Annotated in this window: 18 protein-coding genes; 13 read left to right on the forward strand and 5 right to left on the reverse strand. The window is 61.6% G+C overall.

Going from position 1 to position 18,877, the window contains the following annotated elements:
- Positions 1-49 precede the first annotated feature (49 nt).
- The 4 genes from ASU33_RS12450 to ASU33_RS12465 all read left to right on the forward strand — a co-directional run bounded on the left by ASU33_RS12450 (position 50) and on the right by ASU33_RS12465 (position 6,960).
- Positions 50-3,670, forward strand: coding sequence for an ATP-dependent DNA helicase (locus tag ASU33_RS12450; RefSeq protein WP_160328185.1), 3,621 nt, complete (start codon positions 50-52; stop codon positions 3,668-3,670).
- 123 nt (positions 3,671-3,793) lie between these two features.
- The gene (locus ASU33_RS12455) at positions 3,794-5,566 is read left to right on the forward strand and encodes a DUF885 domain-containing protein (RefSeq protein WP_059071473.1); all 1,773 of its coding nucleotides are present in this window, start codon (positions 3,794-3,796) and stop codon (positions 5,564-5,566) included.
- A 209-nt stretch (positions 5,567-5,775) separates the two neighbouring features.
- On the forward strand, positions 5,776-6,120 hold the full coding sequence (locus ASU33_RS12460) for a thioredoxin family protein (protein WP_059071161.1): 345 nt from the start codon (positions 5,776-5,778) through the stop codon (positions 6,118-6,120).
- Positions 6,121-6,177: 57 nt separating this feature from the next.
- Positions 6,178-6,960, forward strand: a complete 783-nt coding sequence (locus ASU33_RS12465) for a YdcF family protein (RefSeq protein ID WP_059071162.1) — start codon at positions 6,178-6,180, stop codon at positions 6,958-6,960.
- A gap of 105 nt (positions 6,961-7,065) precedes the next feature.
- Here the strand turns inward: ASU33_RS12465 and ASU33_RS12470 are convergent, their stop codons facing one another.
- Positions 7,066-8,466 carry an NAD-dependent succinate-semialdehyde dehydrogenase gene (locus ASU33_RS12470; protein ID WP_173664841.1) on the reverse strand — a complete coding sequence of 467 codons (1,401 nt, stop codon included), beginning with the start codon at positions 8,464-8,466 and terminating at the stop codon, positions 7,066-7,068.
- A gap of 187 nt (positions 8,467-8,653) precedes the next feature.
- Here ASU33_RS12470 and ASU33_RS12475 point away from each other — a divergent pair, with 187 nt between their 5' ends.
- From ASU33_RS12475 to ASU33_RS12510, 8 genes are all read left to right on the forward strand, one after another.
- A complete protein-coding gene (locus ASU33_RS12475) occupies positions 8,654-9,208 on the forward strand; it encodes an RNA polymerase sigma factor (RefSeq protein WP_286130523.1) in 555 nt (184 codons plus the stop codon).
- A gap of 9 nt (positions 9,209-9,217) precedes the next feature.
- Entirely contained in the window at positions 9,218-10,132 is a 915-nt protein-coding gene (locus ASU33_RS12480) for an anti-sigma factor (protein ID WP_059071163.1), read from the forward strand.
- Positions 10,133-10,335: 203 nt separating this feature from the next.
- Positions 10,336-10,494 (forward strand): hypothetical protein, encoded by a 159-nt coding sequence (locus ASU33_RS21485; protein WP_160328186.1) that lies wholly within the window; start codon positions 10,336-10,338, stop codon positions 10,492-10,494.
- A 74-nt stretch (positions 10,495-10,568) separates the two neighbouring features.
- Complete coding sequence (locus tag ASU33_RS12490; protein ID WP_059071165.1) at positions 10,569-10,904, forward strand: arsenosugar biosynthesis-associated peroxidase-like protein; 336 nt, start codon at positions 10,569-10,571, stop codon at positions 10,902-10,904.
- A 106-nt stretch (positions 10,905-11,010) separates the two neighbouring features.
- Positions 11,011-12,063 carry an arsenosugar biosynthesis radical SAM (seleno)protein ArsS gene (gene arsS / locus ASU33_RS12495; protein WP_059071166.1) on the forward strand — a complete coding sequence of 351 codons (1,053 nt, stop codon included), beginning with the start codon at positions 11,011-11,013 and terminating at the stop codon, positions 12,061-12,063.
- 24 nt (positions 12,064-12,087) lie between these two features.
- On the forward strand, positions 12,088-12,609 hold the full coding sequence (locus tag ASU33_RS12500) for a rhodanese-like domain-containing protein (protein WP_059071167.1): 522 nt from the start codon (positions 12,088-12,090) through the stop codon (positions 12,607-12,609).
- Positions 12,609-13,235, forward strand: a complete 627-nt coding sequence (locus ASU33_RS12505; protein WP_059071168.1) for a TIGR04282 family arsenosugar biosynthesis glycosyltransferase — start codon at positions 12,609-12,611, stop codon at positions 13,233-13,235. Before ASU33_RS12500 ends, ASU33_RS12505 begins: the two co-directional genes overlap by 1 nt.
- A 54-nt stretch (positions 13,236-13,289) precedes the next feature.
- Positions 13,290-14,147 carry a hypothetical protein gene (locus tag ASU33_RS12510; protein WP_286130524.1) on the forward strand — a complete coding sequence of 286 codons (858 nt, stop codon included), beginning with the start codon at positions 13,290-13,292 and terminating at the stop codon, positions 14,145-14,147.
- Here the strand turns inward: ASU33_RS12510 and ASU33_RS12515 are convergent.
- The 4 genes from ASU33_RS12515 to ASU33_RS12530 are packed head-to-tail and all read right to left on the reverse strand — an operon-like array spanning position 14,132 to position 18,199.
- The gene (locus ASU33_RS12515) at positions 14,132-15,475 is read right to left on the reverse strand and encodes an MptA/MptB family glycosyltransferase (protein WP_160328187.1); all 1,344 of its coding nucleotides are present in this window, start codon (positions 15,473-15,475) and stop codon (positions 14,132-14,134) included. The two genes, ASU33_RS12510 and ASU33_RS12515, sit on opposite strands and share 16 nt — an antisense overlap.
- A gap of 8 nt (positions 15,476-15,483) precedes the next feature.
- Positions 15,484-16,965: a cellulose synthase family protein gene (locus ASU33_RS12520; protein ID WP_059071170.1), complete on the reverse strand. Its 1,482-nt coding sequence runs from the start codon at positions 16,963-16,965 to the stop codon at positions 15,484-15,486.
- A gap of 21 nt (positions 16,966-16,986) precedes the next feature.
- Positions 16,987-17,709: a glycosyltransferase family 2 protein gene (locus ASU33_RS12525; RefSeq protein ID WP_059071171.1), complete on the reverse strand. Its 723-nt coding sequence runs from the start codon at positions 17,707-17,709 to the stop codon at positions 16,987-16,989.
- A gap of 58 nt (positions 17,710-17,767) precedes the next feature.
- Positions 17,768-18,199: a hypothetical protein gene (locus tag ASU33_RS12530; protein ID WP_059071172.1), complete on the reverse strand. Its 432-nt coding sequence runs from the start codon at positions 18,197-18,199 to the stop codon at positions 17,768-17,770.
- A gap of 179 nt (positions 18,200-18,378) precedes the next feature.
- On the opposite strand from ASU33_RS12530, the gene ASU33_RS12535 reads away from it, so the two are divergent.
- On the forward strand, positions 18,379-18,840 hold the full coding sequence (locus ASU33_RS12535; RefSeq protein WP_059071173.1) for a peroxiredoxin: 462 nt from the start codon (positions 18,379-18,381) through the stop codon (positions 18,838-18,840).
- Positions 18,841-18,877: the final 37 nt, after the last annotated feature.

The following is an 18,877-nucleotide window of genomic DNA, read 5'->3' on the forward strand; positions in this document are numbered from 1 at the left end:
GGTTATGGCAGTTTTATTTACAAGTCCGGTTCGTACAGCGCGGGTAGCTGTGGCGCATTTGTTCGCCACCGGCGCCTACCGCCCCGATACCAAACACGGCTTGTTGCACCTAGGGGTACTGCCGCTTGAGCCCGGCGCCAAGGTGCAGCAGTGGCTGCTGAACCCCGAGCGCGACTACTCCGCCGCCGTAAGTACCGCCAGCGGGGTAGCCAACGCCCGCGCCAAAGAAGCGCCTACCTGGCCCGAAGTGGCCGAAGAGGCGCAAGCCGCCCTGGGTGCTTTCGATGCCTTACTGATTATGGACCGCGCCGGGCAGCCCTCGCCCGAACGGCTATGGCTGGAGCAGCACGTGCTGGCCGGCATGACCAAGCCGCCCATGTGCGTGGGGCTCGATGAGCTGCTGGCGTTCTTCCTGCCCAACGAAGTGCTCGACGATGCCGATGAGCTGCTCGAGAAACTGGTGGTGCAGGATAAAGCCGTCAGCGAAAAGCTCGGCTATGCCAAGCGCAACGACGATGGCGCCGTGCCCCAGCTGCCCTTTCTGCTGCACGCCATGCGCCGGGCCGTGCGCCGCGTGCTCGAGAGCTTGCTGCAGCCCCAGGGCCAAAACGGGCAACAGTGGCTGCCTGGCTACACCTTACTCGATGCGGTAATCAGCCTGGCGCCGCGCCGCCCCGAGTTGCGCGCCTTCCGGTTGCTGAAGGCCCTGGCCCAGCAACCCGATTGCTGCGACGATACCGCCCGCCGCGCCAACCCCAATGCGCCCAACCGCTTACCGCTGCCGCCTCCGCAACCCGCCTGGCCGCAGCTCGAGCAAATGGCGCTGCTCCTCAACAACTACCTGGCCCGTTGGCGCGACAAAGCCGACGACAGCGCCGCGCCCGAGTTGGGCCTAGGTGATGTATCGGAGCAGCAGGTAGAGGAGGCATTTGAGCAGCTGGCCAAGCGCATGAGCAGCGGCAAAAGCACCTTTCAGCCGCGCCCGCAGCAGCTGGAGTACGCCCGTTTTATAGCGCGTGCGGTGGGCAGCCACGGCGCTTACACTATCGAGGCCGGCACGGGTACGGGCAAAACGTTTGGCTACCTGGTGCCGTCGTTGGAGTACCTGCGCCACGCGCCCGAGGCCTTGGTGGTGGTGGCTACCTCCACCAAAAACCTGCAGGAGCAAATGCGCCAAGGCGAACTGCCGGCCCTGCTGCGCGAGGCCGATGGCCGCCGTACCGCCCGGTACAAAGCCATTCGGACGGCTACGCTCAAGGGCAAAAACTGCTACTTGTGCGTGGAGGCGCTCGGCCGCGCGTTCGACGACTGCCTGGGCCGCGGCGCCGAGTGGCCGGCGGCGTTGGCGTGGTTTTACCTGGCCCTGCGCCTGCGCGATACCGAAGGCGAAATCGAAGGCATTGCCCGCCCACTGAGCGCCCACCCGCAGCTCGGCCCGGCGTTGCGCCAGCTGCTGCGGCGCGTTACCGCCGACCGCGCCTGCCGCCACGGCGCCTTGCCCGGCCGCAAAGCCTGCGTGTACCCGGCCCACCGCCTGCGGGCCGAGCAGGCCAACTTGCTGATCGTCAACCACCACAAGCTGGCTTTGCTGCCGCCGAAAGTGGTGGAGCGGGCCACGGTGTGTATTATTGATGAGGCTGATCGCTTTCCGGATAACTTCCGCTCGGCGCTGGCCCGCAGCCTCGATGCCCGCGAGCTGCACGACGAGCTATTGGAGCCGTTGCTGCACGGCCAGCCTATGGCCAACCGCAATGCCCGCCAAACTGCTGAAGAATCCGAGGCCCCAGCCAAAGCCCTGCGCCGCTCCGAGCCCTTCCTGAACCAGTTGCGCGAGCGGCTGCGCGACGAGGAAGAAGCCCTGTGGCGGCAAGTGCCCGTGGCCGATCAGCCCGGCCCCGACGATGCCAGCCGCGCCGCTTACGAGGCCATCGAAGAAGCCCGCCTGGAAGAGCTGGGTGCTAAAGTGGCGCTGCTCGAGCAAGTAGCCGAGCTGATGCGCGAAACTCCTGCTGCTCTCGACGCCCGCCAAACCGCCGATGCTGCCTGGATGCGCTACGCCATTGAGGCCGCGCCCTACCGCCGCCGCCAAGCCGTGCGCACCGCGCTGCACGCCCTCACCGAGGCCGCCGTGCCGCTGCACGAATCATTAGCGGCCCTAGGTGCCGTGAGCAGCCAGTTCCAGAGCAAGGGTGGGCGGGCGGCTGCATTGCCATTCCCGCTCGGCGAGACGCACTGGCACGACAACGTGCGCGTGGAGCAGCCCGGCCGCGCGCCGTTGGCGCGCCCCTTTCACCGGGAGCTGGTGGCCGCGCTGCCCCCGCTGAGTGCCCCGCTCAAAACCTCGGCCAAGCACCTAGGGCAAGTGCGCCGGCACCTGGCAGTGGCCCTGAACATCAACCTAACCGAAGACGAAGACGGCGCGCCCATCAGCGATGACGAAGACAGCGGCGCCAGAAACTACGACGAACGCCTGTGCCGCCGCACCGAGCGTTTTGCCGAAATAGCCGAGGGCCAGGCCGATGTGCTGGAGCGGTTGCTCGAGGAGTTTCCGTGCCGCGAGTTTGTGCCCGTGGTAGTGCGCGAGGCCGAGGCCAACGGCCTAGGTTGGCAGCTGGTGCGGCAGCCCTACGCGCTGTGGCCCTACCTAGGCGCCACACCCGACCCCGAAACCGGCGAGCCGCTGCAACAAGCCCCCGACGAAACTTCCGAAGAGTACACCAAGCGCCTGCTGGCCGCCCGCGCCGCCTTGCGCCGCATGAGCGGGGAGCCGGCCACGACGCTGTTCGATCAGTTTCGGACGGTGGTGTTTACCTCGGCCACGCTTTACGTCGACAACCACCTGGGCTACTTCCGGCAGCTGCTCGATATGCGCGTACCCTTCGCGGCCGAGCAGCGCATTTTGCCCATTTTCGACTACGACAACCCCAAAGCCGAGCCGGTACTGGGCGGCGTGCCTACGTACCTGCCCATGTTCAGGGCCAGCGCGCCGCCACAGGAGCGCCGCGCCTGGTGCGAGGCGCAATTGCGCACTTTGTTGCCGCTGCTGATTACCCTGGAAGGCCGCACGCTGGTGCTGTTTACCTCAAACGAGGAAATGCGCTACGCCGCCGATTGGCTGGAGCCCCGCCTGGCCGAGCACGACATTGAGCTGCTGATGCAAAACGGCGCCAGCCAGTGGGAAATCCGCCGTTTCCGGCGCGTGGAGCAAACCGTGCTCCTGGGTGTCGACCGCATGTGGACGGGCGTGGACTTTGCTGGGCCTACGTTGTCGCAAGTGGTGGTGTGGCGGCTGCCGTTTCCGTCGTTGGGCGAGCCGCTTATCAGCCACCGCAAACGCTACGAAGCCGACGAAACTTTCTGGGGGCAGTTTTACCGGCCCGCCGCGCGGCTCAAGCTGCGCCAAGGGTTTGGCCGCCTGGTGCGCCGCCAGCGCGACCGGGGCGCGTTTATCATCCTCGACCGCCGCGTGGCCGCGGCTTTTTATGCTGATGTGCTATCGGAATTTGAGCTGAAGGACTTCCAACACTTCAGCTCGCCCGAACGGCTGCTCGAGCAAACCACCGGCCCCTTGCTGCACCTCCTCCGGCTGGGCGAAGATTTCAAGCGGCGCGAGCTAAGCGTGGAGCAGTTGCTGGAGCTGAGCCGCGGCTGGTACCCCGAGCTGGCGTAGGAGTGAGGCAACGCAACGGAATCGGTAAAACCGACGTCGTTGCTGCCATTGCCGAGCTTGCTGCTCGAAATCTACCTAGGGGCCACTACCTTGCTGCCTGCAATTCTACTCCCCCCACCGCACATGACCCCTCGTTACTCCTTGGCGCTGCTGAGCCTTGCCACGGCCGGCACGCTCGCCATGGCCAGCTGCCAAAGCAGCTCCGACAAACCCAACGGCGAAGCCAGCACCGCCGATGTGGGCTTCGACCGCTACAAGCAGCGCTTTGTCGATTCGCTGTGGTACTACAATCCCGGCTGGGCCTCGTCGGTTGGCTACCACAAGTACGACTCGTTGCTGGTGATACCCAACGCCGGCCGCCGGCAGCAAGAAGCCCAAGCTTATAATCGTTGGCAGAAGGAGCTGCGGGAGTTTGAGTTCGGGAAGCTGTCGGTGAACAACCAAACCGACTACCAACTGATGATGAACCTGCTGCAGTCGTCGCGTTGGTACGCCGATACGCTGCGCAACTGGGAGTGGAACCCGGCGCAGTACAACCTCAGCGAACCGGTAGCCGAAATCCTGAACGGCCGCTACCAGCCCCTCGACCGCCGTTTGCGCAGCGTATCGCTGAAAATCAGCCGCGCCGCCGAGTTTTACGAAGCAGCCAAGAGCAACCTGAAGAATCCAACCAAGGAGCACCTCGAGTTGGCCATTTTGCAGAACCGCGGCGGGCTGGAGGTATTCGGCAAGGCGCTGCAAGATTCCATTAACCGCTCGGGCCTGAGCGAGCAGGAGAAAACGCAGCTGCGCACCCGCGTGAACACCACGCGCATGGCCATCGAGAGCTACGTCAGCTTCTTGAACAAGGATGTACGCCCGCAGGCCACGCGCAGCTTCCGCATCGGCAAGCCTTTGTTTGACCGTAAGTTCTACTACGATATTCAGTCGAGCTCCACGGCCGACCAAGTCTACCAGAAAGCCCAAGCCCACAAAAAGGAGCTGCTGCGCGACATGGGCGTGCGGGCTACCCGCCTGTGGCCGAAGTACTTCGCGGGCAAGCCCATGCCCGCCGATACGCTCACGCGCATTCGGGAGGTAATCGGCAAGCTGTCGTCGGTGCACACCACGCAACAGGGCTTTGTAGATGCCGTGAAGCAGCAGATTCCGCAGCTCGTGAAGTTTGTGGACGAGCACAAGCTGCTGACGCAGGACCCCAGCAAGCCGCTGGTGGTGCGCGAAACGCCCTTGTACATGCGCGGCAGCGGTGCCGGTGCATCAGTTTCGGCTCCTGGGCCCTACGACAAAGGTGCCGACACCTACTACAACGTGGAGCCGATTGTGGACTGGAAACCCGAGCAGGCCGAAAGCTACCTGCGCGAGTACAACCAATACACGCTGCAAATCCTGAACATCCACGAGGCCATTCCGGGCCACTACACGCAGCTGGTATACGCCAACCAGTCGCCCAGCATCATCAAAGCGGTGCTCGGCAACGGCGCCATGATTGAGGGGTGGGCCGTGTACTCGGAGCGCATGATGCTGGAAAGCGGCTACGGCAACAACTCCGACGAAATCTGGCTGATGTGGGACAAATGGAACATGCGCGTAACGCTCAACACCATTCTCGACCACTTGGTACACGTGGGCAACATTTCGGAGCAAGACGCCGTGCAGATGCTCGTGCGCGACGGATTTCAGGAGCAAGCCGAAGCCACCAACAAGTGGCGCCGCGCCACGCTTAGCCAGGTGCAGCTCAGCTCGTATTTCACGGGCTACACCGAGATTTACGACCTGCGCGAAGAGCTCAAGCAGAAGCAAGGCAAAGACTTCGACCTGAAAGCCTTCAACGAGCAGTTCCTGAGCTACGGCAGCGCGCCGGTGAAGTACATCCGCGAGATGATGCTGAAAAAGTAAGCCGCCCTAGGTGCGGAATTGGCCCGGCGTCGGTAGCAGTAGCCACCGGCGCCGGGCTTTTTTGCTGCCCTAGGTGGCAAATGCGCATCAGCAGGAGGGGGCAGCCCGCTTTTGGTTGAGTGCACTTTGATTAGCCGAATAGTCCGGCGCGTGCGTATAGGATTGTCTATTGCATGCGCCGCGACCAACCAACCACCTAGGGCTACACCATGAATGTATTCGATACTGACGACACCGGGCTGCGCACCCTTATTCACGATCATCTGAAGGTTTTTGCCAAGTTTACCTCCTCGAGCGACTGCGAAGTATGCGAGTTGTTGTCGCCGCACTTCGAGCGGTTTGCCAACGACTCGGCTTACAAGGGTATCTACTTCCTGCGGCTCGACTCCGACCAGAATCCCGTGGCGCGGAAACTAATGAACGAACGCGTGGCGCCTTTTTTCGTGTCGTACTGCCAAGGCCGCATGATAGAGTGCGACACCCGGATCAGCGACGAAGAAGTGCAGCAACAGCTCGATCGGTTGCGGGCCTACATGCCGATACCAGGCGTGTAACCCCCTTCGGATAGCCTTGGCAACACAGTAGCCCAACTTTCGGCTAGCTTCGCGGCCGTGTTCTTCGTCCTTTCCAAGCTTCTCGATTTTGTTTTAGAGCCCGCCTTGTGGCTCGTGGGGCTGCCAGTTGCTGCGCTGGTGGCGCGTTCGGCCAAGTGGCGCTACCGGTTATTGCTGGCCGCAGTTGTCCTTGGCGTCGTGTTAACCAACCCTGGCCTGAGCAACGAGTTGCTGCGGCAGTGGGAGTTGCCGCCCATGCGCCTTTCGCAGCTGCAGCCGCAACCCTACGATGCGGCCGTGCTGCTCACCGGCATTACCGACTCGCGGCGTGGCCCCGCCGACCGCGTGTACCTAGACCGCGGCGCCGACCGATTCACGAATGCACTTTGGCTGTACCGCGCCGGTCGCGCCAAGCGCATCATCATCAGCGGTGGCTCGGGCAGCCTGCAGCCCAAGCCCGGTGTGCGCACCGAAGCGCAAGACCTAACCGTGCTGCTTCGCCTAGCGGGCGTACCTACCCAGCACATTTGGCTGGAAACGCAAAGCCGCAACACGCGCGAAAACGCCCAGAATACCAAAGCCTTGTTGCAACAGCGCTTGCCTAGTACCAAACCGCGCCTGCTGCTGGTTACATCAGCTTTCCACCAGCGCCGCGCCGTGGGGTGCTTCAACAAAGCCGGGCTGCAGGTAACGCCATTTCCGGCGGGTTACCTCACGGTGCAGCGGCAAACCACGCCTGCTTATTGGTTGCTGCCCAGCTCCGAGGCCTTACAGCAATGGAGCGTTTTGCTCCACGAAGTTGCAGGGTACATTGTGTATCGGCTATTGGGCTATGCCTGATGTGATGTAGCTAGGCGTAGCAATGCCAAGCCCCGCCGGAGTTATAGCCAATGTTGCAGTGGCTATAACTCCGGCGGGGCTAGTTTCAGCGGGCAGCTTATAAGCCTACTCCGCCAGGTTCTTTGGTGCTTCGGGCTTTTCGCCGGCTACCCAAATGCTCTTCTGGTTCACAAACTCTTTAATGCCCAGGTGCGAAAGCTCGCGGCCATAGCCCGACTTCTTCACACCGCCAAATGGCATTTCGGGCGACGACTTCACCAAGGCATTCACGAACACGGCGCCGGCCTCAAGCTCGCGGGCTACGCGTTGGCCGCGCTCCTCGTCGCGCGTCCACACGGCGGCACCTAGGCCGAAGCGCGAATCGTTGGCAAGGCGAATGGCCTGCTGCTCGTCGCGGGCTACCAGGATGCTGGCCACCGGGCCGAAGGTTTCTTCGTCGTAGGCGGGCATGCCGGGCTTTACGTTGGTGAGCATAACTGGCGCAAAACGGGCCGAGCCGGCTTTCGGTTGGCCGCCCTGCAACACCACTTTCGCTCCAGCAGCTACCGATTTCTGCACCTGCTGGGCTAGGTCGTCGGCGAGGTCGGGGCGGGCGAGGGGGCCGTATTGGGTTTGCTCCTCAAGCGGGTCGCCGGCCTGAAACGCCTTCAGGTGCTCCCGCATGCGGTCGATGAACTCGGCCGACACGGATTTTTCTACCACAAAGCGCTTGGCCGCAATGCAGCTCTGGCCCGCGTTGATCATGCGCGCTTGCGCGGCCGTTTTGGCAGCTAGCTCCAGGTCGGCGTCGGCCAGTACCACAAAGGCATCGGAGCCGCCCAGTTCCAGTACCGTTTTCTTGATGTAGCGGCCGGCCGCGGCGGCCACTTGGCTGCCTGCCCCTTCGCTGCCCGTAAGCGTAACGGCCCGCACGCGGTCGTCGGCAATCAGCGGCTCCACGGCTTTCGACTCGAGCAACAGCGTCCGGAAGCCCCCTTGCGGCAAGCCGGCATCCTGAAAGATCTTCTCCAGCGCCAGGGCGCATTGCGGCACGTTGGAGGCGTGTTTCAGCAGGCCCACGTTACCGGCCATCAGGGCCGGAGCGGCAAAGCGCACCACCTGCCACAGCGGGAAGTTCCAGGGCATTACGGCCAGTACGGCACCTAGGGGCTGGTGCGCAATGTAGCTACGGCGGGCTTCGGTTTGCACCGGCTCGTCGCGCAGCATTTGCTCGGCGTGCTCGGCGTAAAAGTCGCAGGTAAGGGCGCACTTCTGCGCTTCGGCGCGGCCATCGATTACGGGCTTACCCATTTCGAGGGCCATGATGCGGGCCAGCTCGTCCTGCCGCTCGCGCAGCAGCTCGGCGGCGCGGTGCAGCACCTGGGCCCGTTCCTGAAATGTGGTGCGGCGCCACTCCTGAAAGGTTTTATCGGCTTGGGCCAGCATGCGCTCTACTTGGGCGGCGCTGTGCGGCTTAAAGCGCCGCAACACTTTACCAGTATATGGGTTGTACGACTCGATGGGCATAAAACGAACGTTTGAGGGCCGAACCGGGGCAAAGTAAGCACGCAGCCCGGCAAGCAATGTTCCGTATAACTGCTGCCGACTACCTAGGGTTGGCCGCGGGCATGCCGCAGTGTCCGTTTTGTCATTACTTTTGACCGCCGTGCTACGCGCTTAAACTTGCGTTGCCCAGGGCATTCCACACCACACCGTGACCAATTTGCTACCCGAGCCGCCTTCCGTCGCCGAAGAACAGCTTATCGCCCGGCTTAAAGCCCAGGATGAATCGGCCATGGCGGAGTTCTACGACAAGTACTCGTCGGCCCTTTACGGCGTAATCCTGCGCATCGTGCGGCGCGAGGAAGAAGCCGAAGACGTGCTGCAGGAGAGTATGGTGAAAATCTGGCATTCCTTTCACAGCTACGACGCCTCCAAGGGGCGACTTTTTACGTGGGTGATGAACGTTTGCCGAAATCTTGCCATCGACAAAATCCGCTCGCGACAGTACCGCGTAGGTACTCGCACTCAGCCACTCGACGATAGCCCCGCTGAACGCCAGCCAGCCGTAGCCACCTTCCGCCCCGAGCACATCGGGCTGCAAGAGCTTACGCACCAGCTCACGCCCGATCAGCGCCAAGTTGTCGATAAGCTGTATTTCGAAGGCTATACCCAAAGCGAGGTAGCCGAAGAGTTGAATTTGCCGCTAGGAACCGTGAAAACCCGCGCCCGCGCCGCCCTTAAAGTCCTTTCCAAACTGATTCGGTAAGCCAAAGCAGTGAACATCGAGGAGTACATCGAATCAGGACAGCTGGAGCTGTATGTGCTGCAGCAGCTTACCCCGGCCGAAGCCGCCGAGGTGGAGCAGCTTGCCGCCCAACACCCGGCTATTCGTGCCGAGCTTAGCCGCATCGAGCTAACGCTTGGCGCCTACGCCGAAGCCCACGCCGTAACGCCACCTACTGGCATGCGCGAGCGGGTGCTAGGTGGTTGGCAGCAAGCCATTAGGCAGCAGGCCGAGCCTGGCGCCGCGGTGCCGCCGACTGCCCCTGCCCAACCCACCATGACGGTTTCGTCGGCGCCGCAAGAGCCTGCTTACCGCCCCGCATCCGCTACGGCCGAGCCCGTAGTGCGCACCATGCCCGCCGCCGAAAGCGGCCGTGGCTACCGCTGGTTAGCCGCCGCAGCCGCCGTGCTGCTGCTGCTAAGCATTGGCACCAACTGGCTGTTTTACAACCGTTGGCAGGAGGCGCAGTCGCAGTTGGTAATTGCCCAAAGCGAGCAGGCGCGCTATGCCGCTGCTACGCAGGCGGTGGAGAAGCGCTTGGCTACCCGCACCAACGAGCTGGCCATGATGCGCGACGAATCGTACCGCACCGTGGTGATGACCGGTACGCAAATCGCGCCCGGAGCCCGGGCCCGCGTGCACTTCAACCCCGCTACCAAGGCCGTATATGTTGATGTAAACAACCTGCCGCCCGCCCCCGAAGGCAAGCAATACCAACTGTGGGCCCTCGATAAGGGCAAGCCCGTGGATGCCGGTATGCTGGCCCAGCACACCGCCGCCGGCGACAGCCTGCAACGCATGAAAGACATTGTCAGCGCTCAGGCCTTTGCCGTAACACTGGAGCCTGCCGGTGGCCGCCCCGAGCCTACGCTCGCTGCCCTTACCGTAATGGGACAGATGCAATAACTAAACCGTTGAGGTTGCGTACTTTCCAGCCCCTGGCTCAAGCAGCCAGGGGCTTTTTGCTTATGCACGGCTCCATTTTCGCCCTCCTGAGGCGGTTTGTACAAACTCAGTACGACCACAGCATGTGGGTGCGCGTGCTCGAAGCCTCGGGGCTACCGGGGCCGACTTTGACCACAAAGAGGTGTACCCCGACCAACACATTAATGTGGTGTGGAGTACGTGTCGGAGCGCCGCATGGGGCCTTTGTGGGTATTGTGCGGGGCTTGGCGGCGTACTCCGACGAGGCCGAGCGCATCGATATTAAACCCACTACCCGCGACGACGGGCAGCACGTGCACATTCGGGTGCGCCGGTTACCGTAGTTTGCCCATTGCGACTAACTTGCCCGCCGCGGCTCCGGCCAAACTCTTAGTAGCATCCTTTGTTTTCTGCAGATATGGAAAAGACCTACTACAACCCCGCCGACCTTGCCAAGTTTGGCAACATCACCGAGTGGCAATCCGAAATGGGCCGCAAATTCTTCGACTACTACGGCGAAGTATTTAAGGAGGGAGCCCTCACCGAGCGCGAAAAGTCGCTCATCGCCTTGGCCGTAGCGCACGCCGTGCAGTGCCCGTATTGCATCGATGCCTACACCACCGACTCGCTCCAAAAAGGCGCCGACGAGGCCCAGATGATGGAAGCCGTGCACGTGGCAGCTGCCATTAAGGGCGGTGCCGCCTTGGTGCACGGCGTGCAAATGATGAACAAAGCCAAAGAGCTAACCATGTAGTTGGCCCCCGGTATGCTATGCCGCGACCAGGAACTGAGTGCAATGACTTGTTGTACTTAACTAACTATCAAATAGCATACTTGTCTAGCTCTATTTCGCGCAGCTCATGAAGTCCTTACACGCCCAGCACCACCCGCTCGCCGATACGAGCTACCAGCTTACCGTACTCAACTCGGCGCAGCAGGTGGGGAAGGCGTGGCCTGCTTTTGCCAGCAAGCTGCGCGAAACCGGTCTGTTGCCGCTGCGGCCAACGGGCATCAGCACTTTGCAGCTAAACGTGGGCAAAATGTGCAACCAAACCTGCAAGCACTGCCACGTGGATGCCGGCCCCGACCGCACCGAAATTATGACGCGCGAAACCATGGAGCTGTGCCTTGCAGCCCTGCGCCAAGCGCCCGACATGCAAGTGGTGGATATTACCGGCGGCGCCCCCGAAATGAACCCCGACTTCAGGTGGTTGGTGGAGCAGGTAGCGGCCCTAGGTAGGCAGCTGATTGTGCGCTGCAACCTCACAATTGTGGTGGCCAACAAAAAGTACCACGACTTGCCCGCCTTTTACCGTCAGCACGGCGTGCGGGTGGTGTCGTCGTTACCGCACTTTTCGGCGGCCCGCACCGATGCCCAGCGCGGCGAAGGTGTTTTCGAGCGCAGCATTCGGGCTCTGAAAATGCTGAACGCCGAGGGGTACGGGCAGGAGGAAAGCGGCTTGGTGCTCGACTTGGTGTATAACCCATCGGGTGCGTTTATGCCTGGTAGTCAGATGGCTTTGGAGCGCGACTTCAAGCAGCGCTTACGGCGCGAGCACGGCATCGAGTTCAACCATCTGCTAACCATAACCAACCTGCCGGTCAGCCGTTTTCTGGATTACCTCATGGAAAGCGGCAACTACGCGGCCTACATGGACAAGCTGGTGCAGAGTTACAACCCCGTGGCCGCCGCCAACGTGATGTGCCGCAGCACGCTCTCCGTAGGGTGGGACGGATACCTGTACGATTGCGACTTCAACCAAATGCTGGAGCTGCCCGTTGAGGCCGCTGCCCCGCAGCACATCCGCGACTTCGACCTAGGGCAGCTCAATGCCCGTAGCATTGTGCTCAACCAGCACTGCTACGGCTGCACAGCGGGGGCGGGCTCGAGCTGCGGCGGGGCAACAGCGTAAGTGTTCAGCCAAACAAATAACCCTTTGAAAAAGCTGATGTGGTCGGCACTGCTGGCATTGGTGGGGTGTGGGTCGTCGAACTCACCCACCTCGGAAGTGGCGCCTGCCTATGCCACCTTGCTCAAAACCATGTACAAGGGTACGGTGCCGCTCGTTACGGGTGAGGAACTTGTGGCGCTGCAGCACGTGCAACCCAAGGTCGTGTTGCTCGATGCGCGCAGCCCGGCCGAGTACAACGTAAGCCACTTGCCCGGCGCGCGGTTTGTCGATTACGACAGCTTCCGGCCCGAAACGTTGGCCGACGTACCTAGGGAACAGCCGGTAGTGGTGTATTGCTCGGTGGGGGTGCGCAGCGAGCGAGTTGGCGAACAGCTGAAAGCCCAGGGGTATACCAATGTACGCAACCTCTACGGCGGCATCTTTCAGTGGGTAAACGAGGCCCGGCCGGTGGTTAATACCCAAGGGCAGATTACCGAACGTGTGCACCCGTATTCAGCTCTGTGGGGCGCCTGGCTTACGCGGGGCGAAAAAACCTACCAGCCCTGATGGCGCCGCCCGCCGACCACCTGCTGGTGTTTGCCCGCTACCCCGAGCTGGGCAAAGTAAAAACCCGCCTTGCCGCCGGCCTGGGCGAGCCAGCCGCCCTTGCGGCTTACGAGCAGCTTCTCGTGCACACCCAAACCGCGGCCGCGCCCTTGGTGTGCAACCGCACGCTGTGGCTCGCTGCCGCGCCGCCCACCCACGCTGCGCCTTTGTGGCCGGGTTGGCCCCAACGGCTGCAGCCGCCCAACCCCGACCTAGGGCAGCGCATGCTGCATGCCTTTGAGCAGGCGTTTGCCGCGGGTGCCGCGCGGGTAGTTATCATCGGTACCGATTGCCCCGCGCTTAGCACCAGCCATTTGCAGCAAGCCTTTACCGAGCTGCAAACCCACGAGGTAGTGCTTGGCCCGGCGCACGATGGCGGTTATTACCTATTGGGCATGCGCAAACTGTACCCCGAGCTGTTCAGTGGCATTACGTGGAGCACCGATACCGTGCTTCGCGACACCTTGCGTATAGCCCACAACGGGCAACTGCAAGTAGCTCAGCTGCCAACCCTGCGCGACGTAGATACCGCCGCCGATTGGCAAGCCTGGCAACGCGCAAAGCACCTGGGCGTGCCGTACTTTTAGGCGACTTTCTAGGTGTTGTTCATGCGTAAGCCGCGTACCGTATTGTTTAGCTGCATGTTGGCAGCACTACCTGTGCTGTTGGGTGCTTGCTCCGCCGATGCGCCCCAAGAGCAAAAGCCGCAGGCGCCGGCTTCGAGCCTCGGCAACCTGCACAAGCATTTCAACCTGAACTGGGCCCAACACAAGCTCTGGGACGATGGCCTGGCTGAAGTAGCTACCTACTCCGCCGAACGGGTTGTATACAAAAAGCCAAGGCAGTACGAGCTGACGCTCATCACGGTTAAGGAAGATTTTAACGCCGAGTTCAACGTAAAAACCGACGACTACCAGCGCCCCGACTTGTTTGCCGTGATGAAGGTGAATCAGTTCGCCCGCATCCCAACGGATAACTATCCTTACCACTACCTCACCTCGGTGTTTTTCCGGCGCGAGCAGCCCTTGCAGGTGCACAAGCTCACCTCGTCGTCGCAGGAGTGGTGCGGCAATACCTTCAAGGCCCTCACCGACCTAGGCACGGCCTATCAGCTCAGCTACAACTCCTACTGGGATGGGCAGGGTACCGGGCAGCGCGAACTACAGCGCGACATACTACTTGAAGATGCCCTGCCGTACACGTTGCGGGCCTTGCGCTTTAACGATGAGCCGCTGTTCGAAGCCAACGTGCTAGAGTCGCAGCAAAGCAACAAGTCCGGCGAGCCGATGCTTTACCGTGCCGAGTTCAGGGTAGCACGCGCCCCGCTCAACGAGGCGCCCCGGCCGGCTTGGCGAGTAACGATGCGGCTGGAGCGCGGCAAGGAAAATGTGTACTGGTTTGATCAGCAGTACCCCCACTTGTTGGTTCGACAAGCCAATTGGGATGGCCGCTCGATGCGCCTGAAAGACGTGCGCCGCTACGCTTATTGGCAGCACTGATGCGCTAGGTGATTGGTTGTACCACACCGGCGGCTGCGGTGCCAATCAAGCCAGGCGAAAAGCAGCACCACCGCGTACTCCAATGCTACCAGCCCTAGGTGCTCGTGGTAAGCAGCCGTGCGGTAAGTGGCGTACGACAATACCGCTGCACCGGCCCAGGCAGCAGGGTAGCGCCACGTAGTAAAGCAGCTTAGCGCAACCAGCGGAGCCAGATACCAAGGGTGCACAGTGGTTGCAAAGGCATAATACAGCGTCAAGACTAGCAAGAATGTTTTGGGCAGGGTGGCAAGCCTAGGCGTTGTTTCGGTGGCGGCAATAGCTAAAATGCCCAGAAATGCGGCTGCGGCCAGCCAAGTACCAAGTAGGGCAATCTGGTTGTAGCCTGATAGCCAGTACCCAATGGTTCGCAGCAAATAATACACGCTGGCGTTGAACTCGAAAGAGTGAAAGTACAGATCGAGGCTGCGGCTGATATTGCTAACCAATACTGCCGAAGCGAAAGGAGCAAAGCTTAAGCCCAGCACTAAGGCTACCACGCTGCCAAAGCCAAATGCGTGCGCCCAACCCAGGCGCTTTATCAGCAACGGCAACAGCAACAGCGGGGTAAGTTTGGTAGCCGCAGCTAGGCCCAAGGCGGCTGCAGCCAAGCCCCAGCGGCCTTTTACGAGCAGCCACAAAACCAGCAGCACGCCAGTGATTACCAATGCCTCGAAGTGCAGGTTGCCCGCCAACTCGGTTATTACCAGCGGATGCAGCAAATACACGATGCAGTTGCTGGTGGGTATTTGCCAACGCCGGAGCAGCAAGCACAGCAGCACGGCCGTTGCCGCCTCGGCCAGTAGTAATACCATGCGCATAGCTACTACTTGCCCGAACTCGGAGCTCGGAAAAAGCCACACGGCCGCACCAAATACCGCTTGGCTAATTGGTGGATACACCGAGTAGTAGCGCGGCGAATTCAGCTTGCCGTACAGTTCCCGGGTAATGCCGGGCGGGTTAGCTAACATGCCACCACCAGCGCGGTACTCGTGGGGGCGGTGCTGGTAAGGGTTTTCGCCGGCAACGAGCAAAGCGCCATCCCAGCGAAACCGGTGGTAATCGTCGGAAAGGTTGGGCAAAACCGGGAGCCACAGCAAGCGCAGCAGCACTGCCAAAAGCAAGCCCGCGCGCAGCGGCAGGCGCCCGTGCAGCAGGCCTGCGTAAGCAACGGTAGCGGCACCAAACAACAGCAGCAGCTGGGCGGTATGCTGCCGCGGTGTAGCGTAGGCCAAAGCACCTAGGGCCAAGCACAGCACAATCACCGCCCCGCTTTGTAACCATGTGCGCAATGGCAGCCTCATGAGCGGCAGGTGTGCAACACGCTGTAGTACACCACGGCTCCGTAGCCTACCAGCAGCATCAGGTGAAACGGCATCAGGCCAAAAATTTCGTAATGAATACCTAAAGCCAAACCAGCGCCGAAGTACACTGCAAGCAAACCCTCGAGTACTAGCGGTTCGGCTGCAGAGTTTCGAACGAGGTAGCGCTGCCGGGCCATGTTGTTGCGATGAACCAAGCCAAGCTTGGGGGTGCGCACAAAAGGGGTACGGCGGCCGCCCCAACCCGCTAACACGGCCCAAGCATTGTGCCACGACAACCCCATTGACACGGTGAGGAATAGCAGAAACTTCGGCCCAAAGAGCAGGTCAGTGCCGCGCCCTCCGTTGTGCCGCCACGCTACATAGTAAAAGCCGGCCAACGGCAGCAAGCTCAGCACCGAAAAACCAGCTACCCAAAATGGCCACTGTAGCGCAGGGTTGCGGGCGCGCACCCACAGCAGGGGTACGCTCAGTAATGCCATCAGCAACACCGCCACAAATACCGAGCTATTGAGCAAGTGCACCGTAGCGTGCAGCTTGGTGCCAATGCTTAAACCAGGGTGCTGCCATACTCGGGCTAGGTGCTTGCGGGCGTTTTCGGCGGCGCCCTTGTTCCAGCGGTATTGCTGCGAGCGTAGGGCGGGCATTTCGGCGGGTAGCTCGGCAGGGGCTACTACCGTGGGCAAGTACCGGAACTGCCAGCCACGCAATTGGGCGCGGTAGCTTAGGTCTAGGTCTTCGGTGAGGGTATCGGCTTGCCAGCCGCCTGCATCGGCAATGCAACTGCGGCGCCAAATGCCGCCAGTGCCGTTGAAGTTGATGAAGTGGTGGCCCGCTAAGCGGCCCGTTTGCTCCACCAGAAAATGGGCGTTCAGGCCAAAGGCTTGCAGCTCAGTAAGCAGGGAGTATTCCTCGTTGAGGTGGCCCCAGCGCGTTTGCACCATGCCAACCTGGGCATCGGTAAAATAGGGAACGGTGCGGAGCAGAAAGTCAGCCGGGGGCACAAAATCGGCATCGAAAATGGCAACCAGCTCGCCGGTGGCGGTTTGCAGGCCGTGGGCCAAGGCCCCCGCTTTGTAACCGCTGCGGGTAGCGCGGCGCACATGCTCGATGCACATACCTTGGCTTAAGTAGGAAGCCACGCGCGCCGCAGCCAGGGCTACGCTTTCGTCGGTTGAGTCGTCGAGCACCTGAATTTGCAGCCGTGCGGGAGGGTACTGCAGCGCCGCAGCCGCGTCGATTATGCGCTCTACCACGTTGATTTCGTTATAGATGGGCAGCTGCACCGTTACCCTAGGCCACTCATCGGGGCTGGTGGGCAGGGCGGGGGCCGCAGGTTCGGGCTGGCGCAAGGCATGCCGCGCCAGGAGCGTGAGGGCAAGTTGGGCAAGGCTGAACCCAAACACCAGCAGCAGGCATAGCCCGTATAGCGCCAGTACGGCAACTTCCAGCCCGTTCATAAGCGCGAATGGCGGCAAACCCTAGCTGCGCGCATAGCGGAAAATCGTCCAGAGGATTTTGTAGCCGGCCCCAAGCGTACCCTTCACCGTACCCGAAACCTTCGAAACGCCAATGCGCCGGCGGTAGCGCACGGGCACCTCGGTGCTGCGCAGGCCGTGGCGGGCCGCTTTCAGCTGCATTTCAACCGTCCAGCCGTAGGTTTTGTCTTGCATCTGCAGGCGGTGCAAAGCGTCGGCCCGGATGGCCCGAAACGGACCTAGGTCGGTGAAGTGCGCCCCGTAGAGGCGGCGGAGCAGGGTAGTGGCCAGCCAGTTGCCGAAAATCTGCTGCGGCAGCATGGCGCCTTTTTCGCGCTGGCCCAGTGCACGCGAGCCAATTACCATATCGGCGGCGCCGCTCAAAATGGGCTGTACCAGCGCGGGCAGCTCTTCGGGGTAGTCGGAGTAGTCGCCATCCAAAAACACGATAATGCCGGGCTGCTCGTGCGCGTGCCGGGCGTAACAATGGGCCATGCCGCGCAGGCAGGCCCAGCCGTAGCCGGGGCGGTTTTCGCGCAGCACGGTGGCGCCGCCGGCTTGCGCCGCGGCGGCGGTATCGTCGGTCGAGGCGTTGTCAACCACAATTACCTCGCGCACCCAACCTGCAGGTATTTCGGCCAGCACGCGGCCAATGCTGCGGGCTTCGTTGTGGGCCGGAATAATAACGTCGACGAGGGGGAGCGAAGCAGGAGGAGGAAAGGACATGCGGGCGCGGAACTGAGCGCAAAAATGGCGATTAGCGCCGAAGCTAGCCCTAGGTGCCCTAAACGCTGCGCGAGCTGCGGCGCTGCAACACCCGCTTATGCCAGCGGCCGGAGCGGTTGCTGGTGTGCATGGCTGCTTCCTCATCCATCACCAGAAACAGGCAGTAGCCGAATACGGCGGCCGTAACGGCGCTCAGCAGCCAGCCCCAGCCGGCCGTAAAAGCCATATACACATCGTAGCCGGTAACCAAAGCCGGTACCGCCGCTGCCAGCAAGGCCACTCGCCGCGTAGGGCGCGGGTGCTCAAACAACAGCGTGAACAAGAACGCCGCGAGCAACACCGTTTGGTGAATGGCCTCGCCCATCCAAGGAGGGAGCAGCGTGTTCAGGCCAATAAAGCGCGACAACGCGCGGAGCACGTAGCCAATGGCGCCGGCCTCCAATGCGGCAAGTAGCAGCGGTAGGTAAGGACGCAGTACAAGTCGGGCCATAGGCACAGCTTTGGGCTGAAAATAACGACAATCGGCAGGGCACTATGCAAAACCTACCGCGCGGCCGGTAGGTTTGAACGCTGCTGCACTTACGCAATTGTTCAGCCCAACGGATGCTTCGGCGGGGCAGTTGTGGGCTAAGCAGCGTACCTTGTTGCCCTAATTTACTGATTTTGCCCATGTTGCAAGTTGGCGATGCTGCTCCCGATTTTACCCTGAAAACCACTGCTGGCGAGGCGTTTACCTTAAGCGCCCAGCGCGGCCGCGCCGTGGTATTGTACTTCTACCCCAAAGATGATACGCCTGGTTGCACCGCGCAGGCCTGCTCGTTTCGCGACCAGTACCAGGACTTTCAGGACCTAGGGGCCGAAGTGGTAGGTGTTAGTTCCGACTCCGAAGCTTCGCACCAGAAGTTCACCCAAAAACACCGCTTGCCTTTCCCGCTGCTCGCCGATGCCGGTGGGCGCGTACGTAAGCTCTACGAGGTGCCGCGCGCCATGCTGGGTCTGTTGCCCGGCCGCGTAACGTTTGTAATCGACGCCGAAGGCAAGGTTCGTTACATCTTCAATTCGATGAGCCGCGCCACCGACCACGTGGCCGAAGCCAAACGCGTGTTGCAAGAGCTGCAACCCTTAGGCTAATCAAACATCAACACGGGGTTCTCAACTTTGCGCTGAA

Source organism: Solirubrum puertoriconensis (assembly GCF_001483135.1).
Taxonomy (GTDB): domain Bacteria; phylum Bacteroidota; class Bacteroidia; order Cytophagales; family Hymenobacteraceae; genus Solirubrum; species Solirubrum puertoriconensis.

Coding starts and splice junctions, on each gene's coding strand:
- ASU33_RS12455 (WP_059071473.1), top strand. CDS start 3,794: ATGACCCCTCGTTACTCCTTGGCGCTGCTGAGCCTTGCCACGGCCGGC.
- ASU33_RS12460 (WP_059071161.1), top strand. CDS start 5,776: ATGAATGTATTCGATACTGACGACACCGGGCTGCGCACCCTTATTCAC.
- ASU33_RS12470 (WP_173664841.1), bottom strand. CDS start 8,466: ATGCCCATCGAGTCGTACAACCCATATACTGGTAAAGTGTTGCGGCGC.
- ASU33_RS21485 (WP_160328186.1), top strand. CDS start 10,336: ATGTGGTGTGGAGTACGTGTCGGAGCGCCGCATGGGGCCTTTGTGGGT.
- ASU33_RS12490 (WP_059071165.1), top strand. CDS start 10,569: ATGGAAAAGACCTACTACAACCCCGCCGACCTTGCCAAGTTTGGCAAC.
- arsS (WP_059071166.1), top strand. CDS start 11,011: ATGAAGTCCTTACACGCCCAGCACCACCCGCTCGCCGATACGAGCTAC.
- ASU33_RS12505 (WP_059071168.1), top strand. CDS start 12,609: ATGGCGCCGCCCGCCGACCACCTGCTGGTGTTTGCCCGCTACCCCGAG.
- ASU33_RS12510 (WP_286130524.1), top strand. CDS start 13,290: ATGTTGGCAGCACTACCTGTGCTGTTGGGTGCTTGCTCCGCCGATGCG.
- ASU33_RS12520 (WP_059071170.1), bottom strand. CDS start 16,965: ATGAACGGGCTGGAAGTTGCCGTACTGGCGCTATACGGGCTATGCCTG.
- ASU33_RS12525 (WP_059071171.1), bottom strand. CDS start 17,709: ATGTCCTTTCCTCCTCCTGCTTCGCTCCCCCTCGTCGACGTTATTATT.
- ASU33_RS12530 (WP_059071172.1), bottom strand. CDS start 18,199: ATGGCCCGACTTGTACTGCGTCCTTACCTACCGCTGCTACTTGCCGCA.
- ASU33_RS12535 (WP_059071173.1), top strand. CDS start 18,379: ATGTTGCAAGTTGGCGATGCTGCTCCCGATTTTACCCTGAAAACCACT.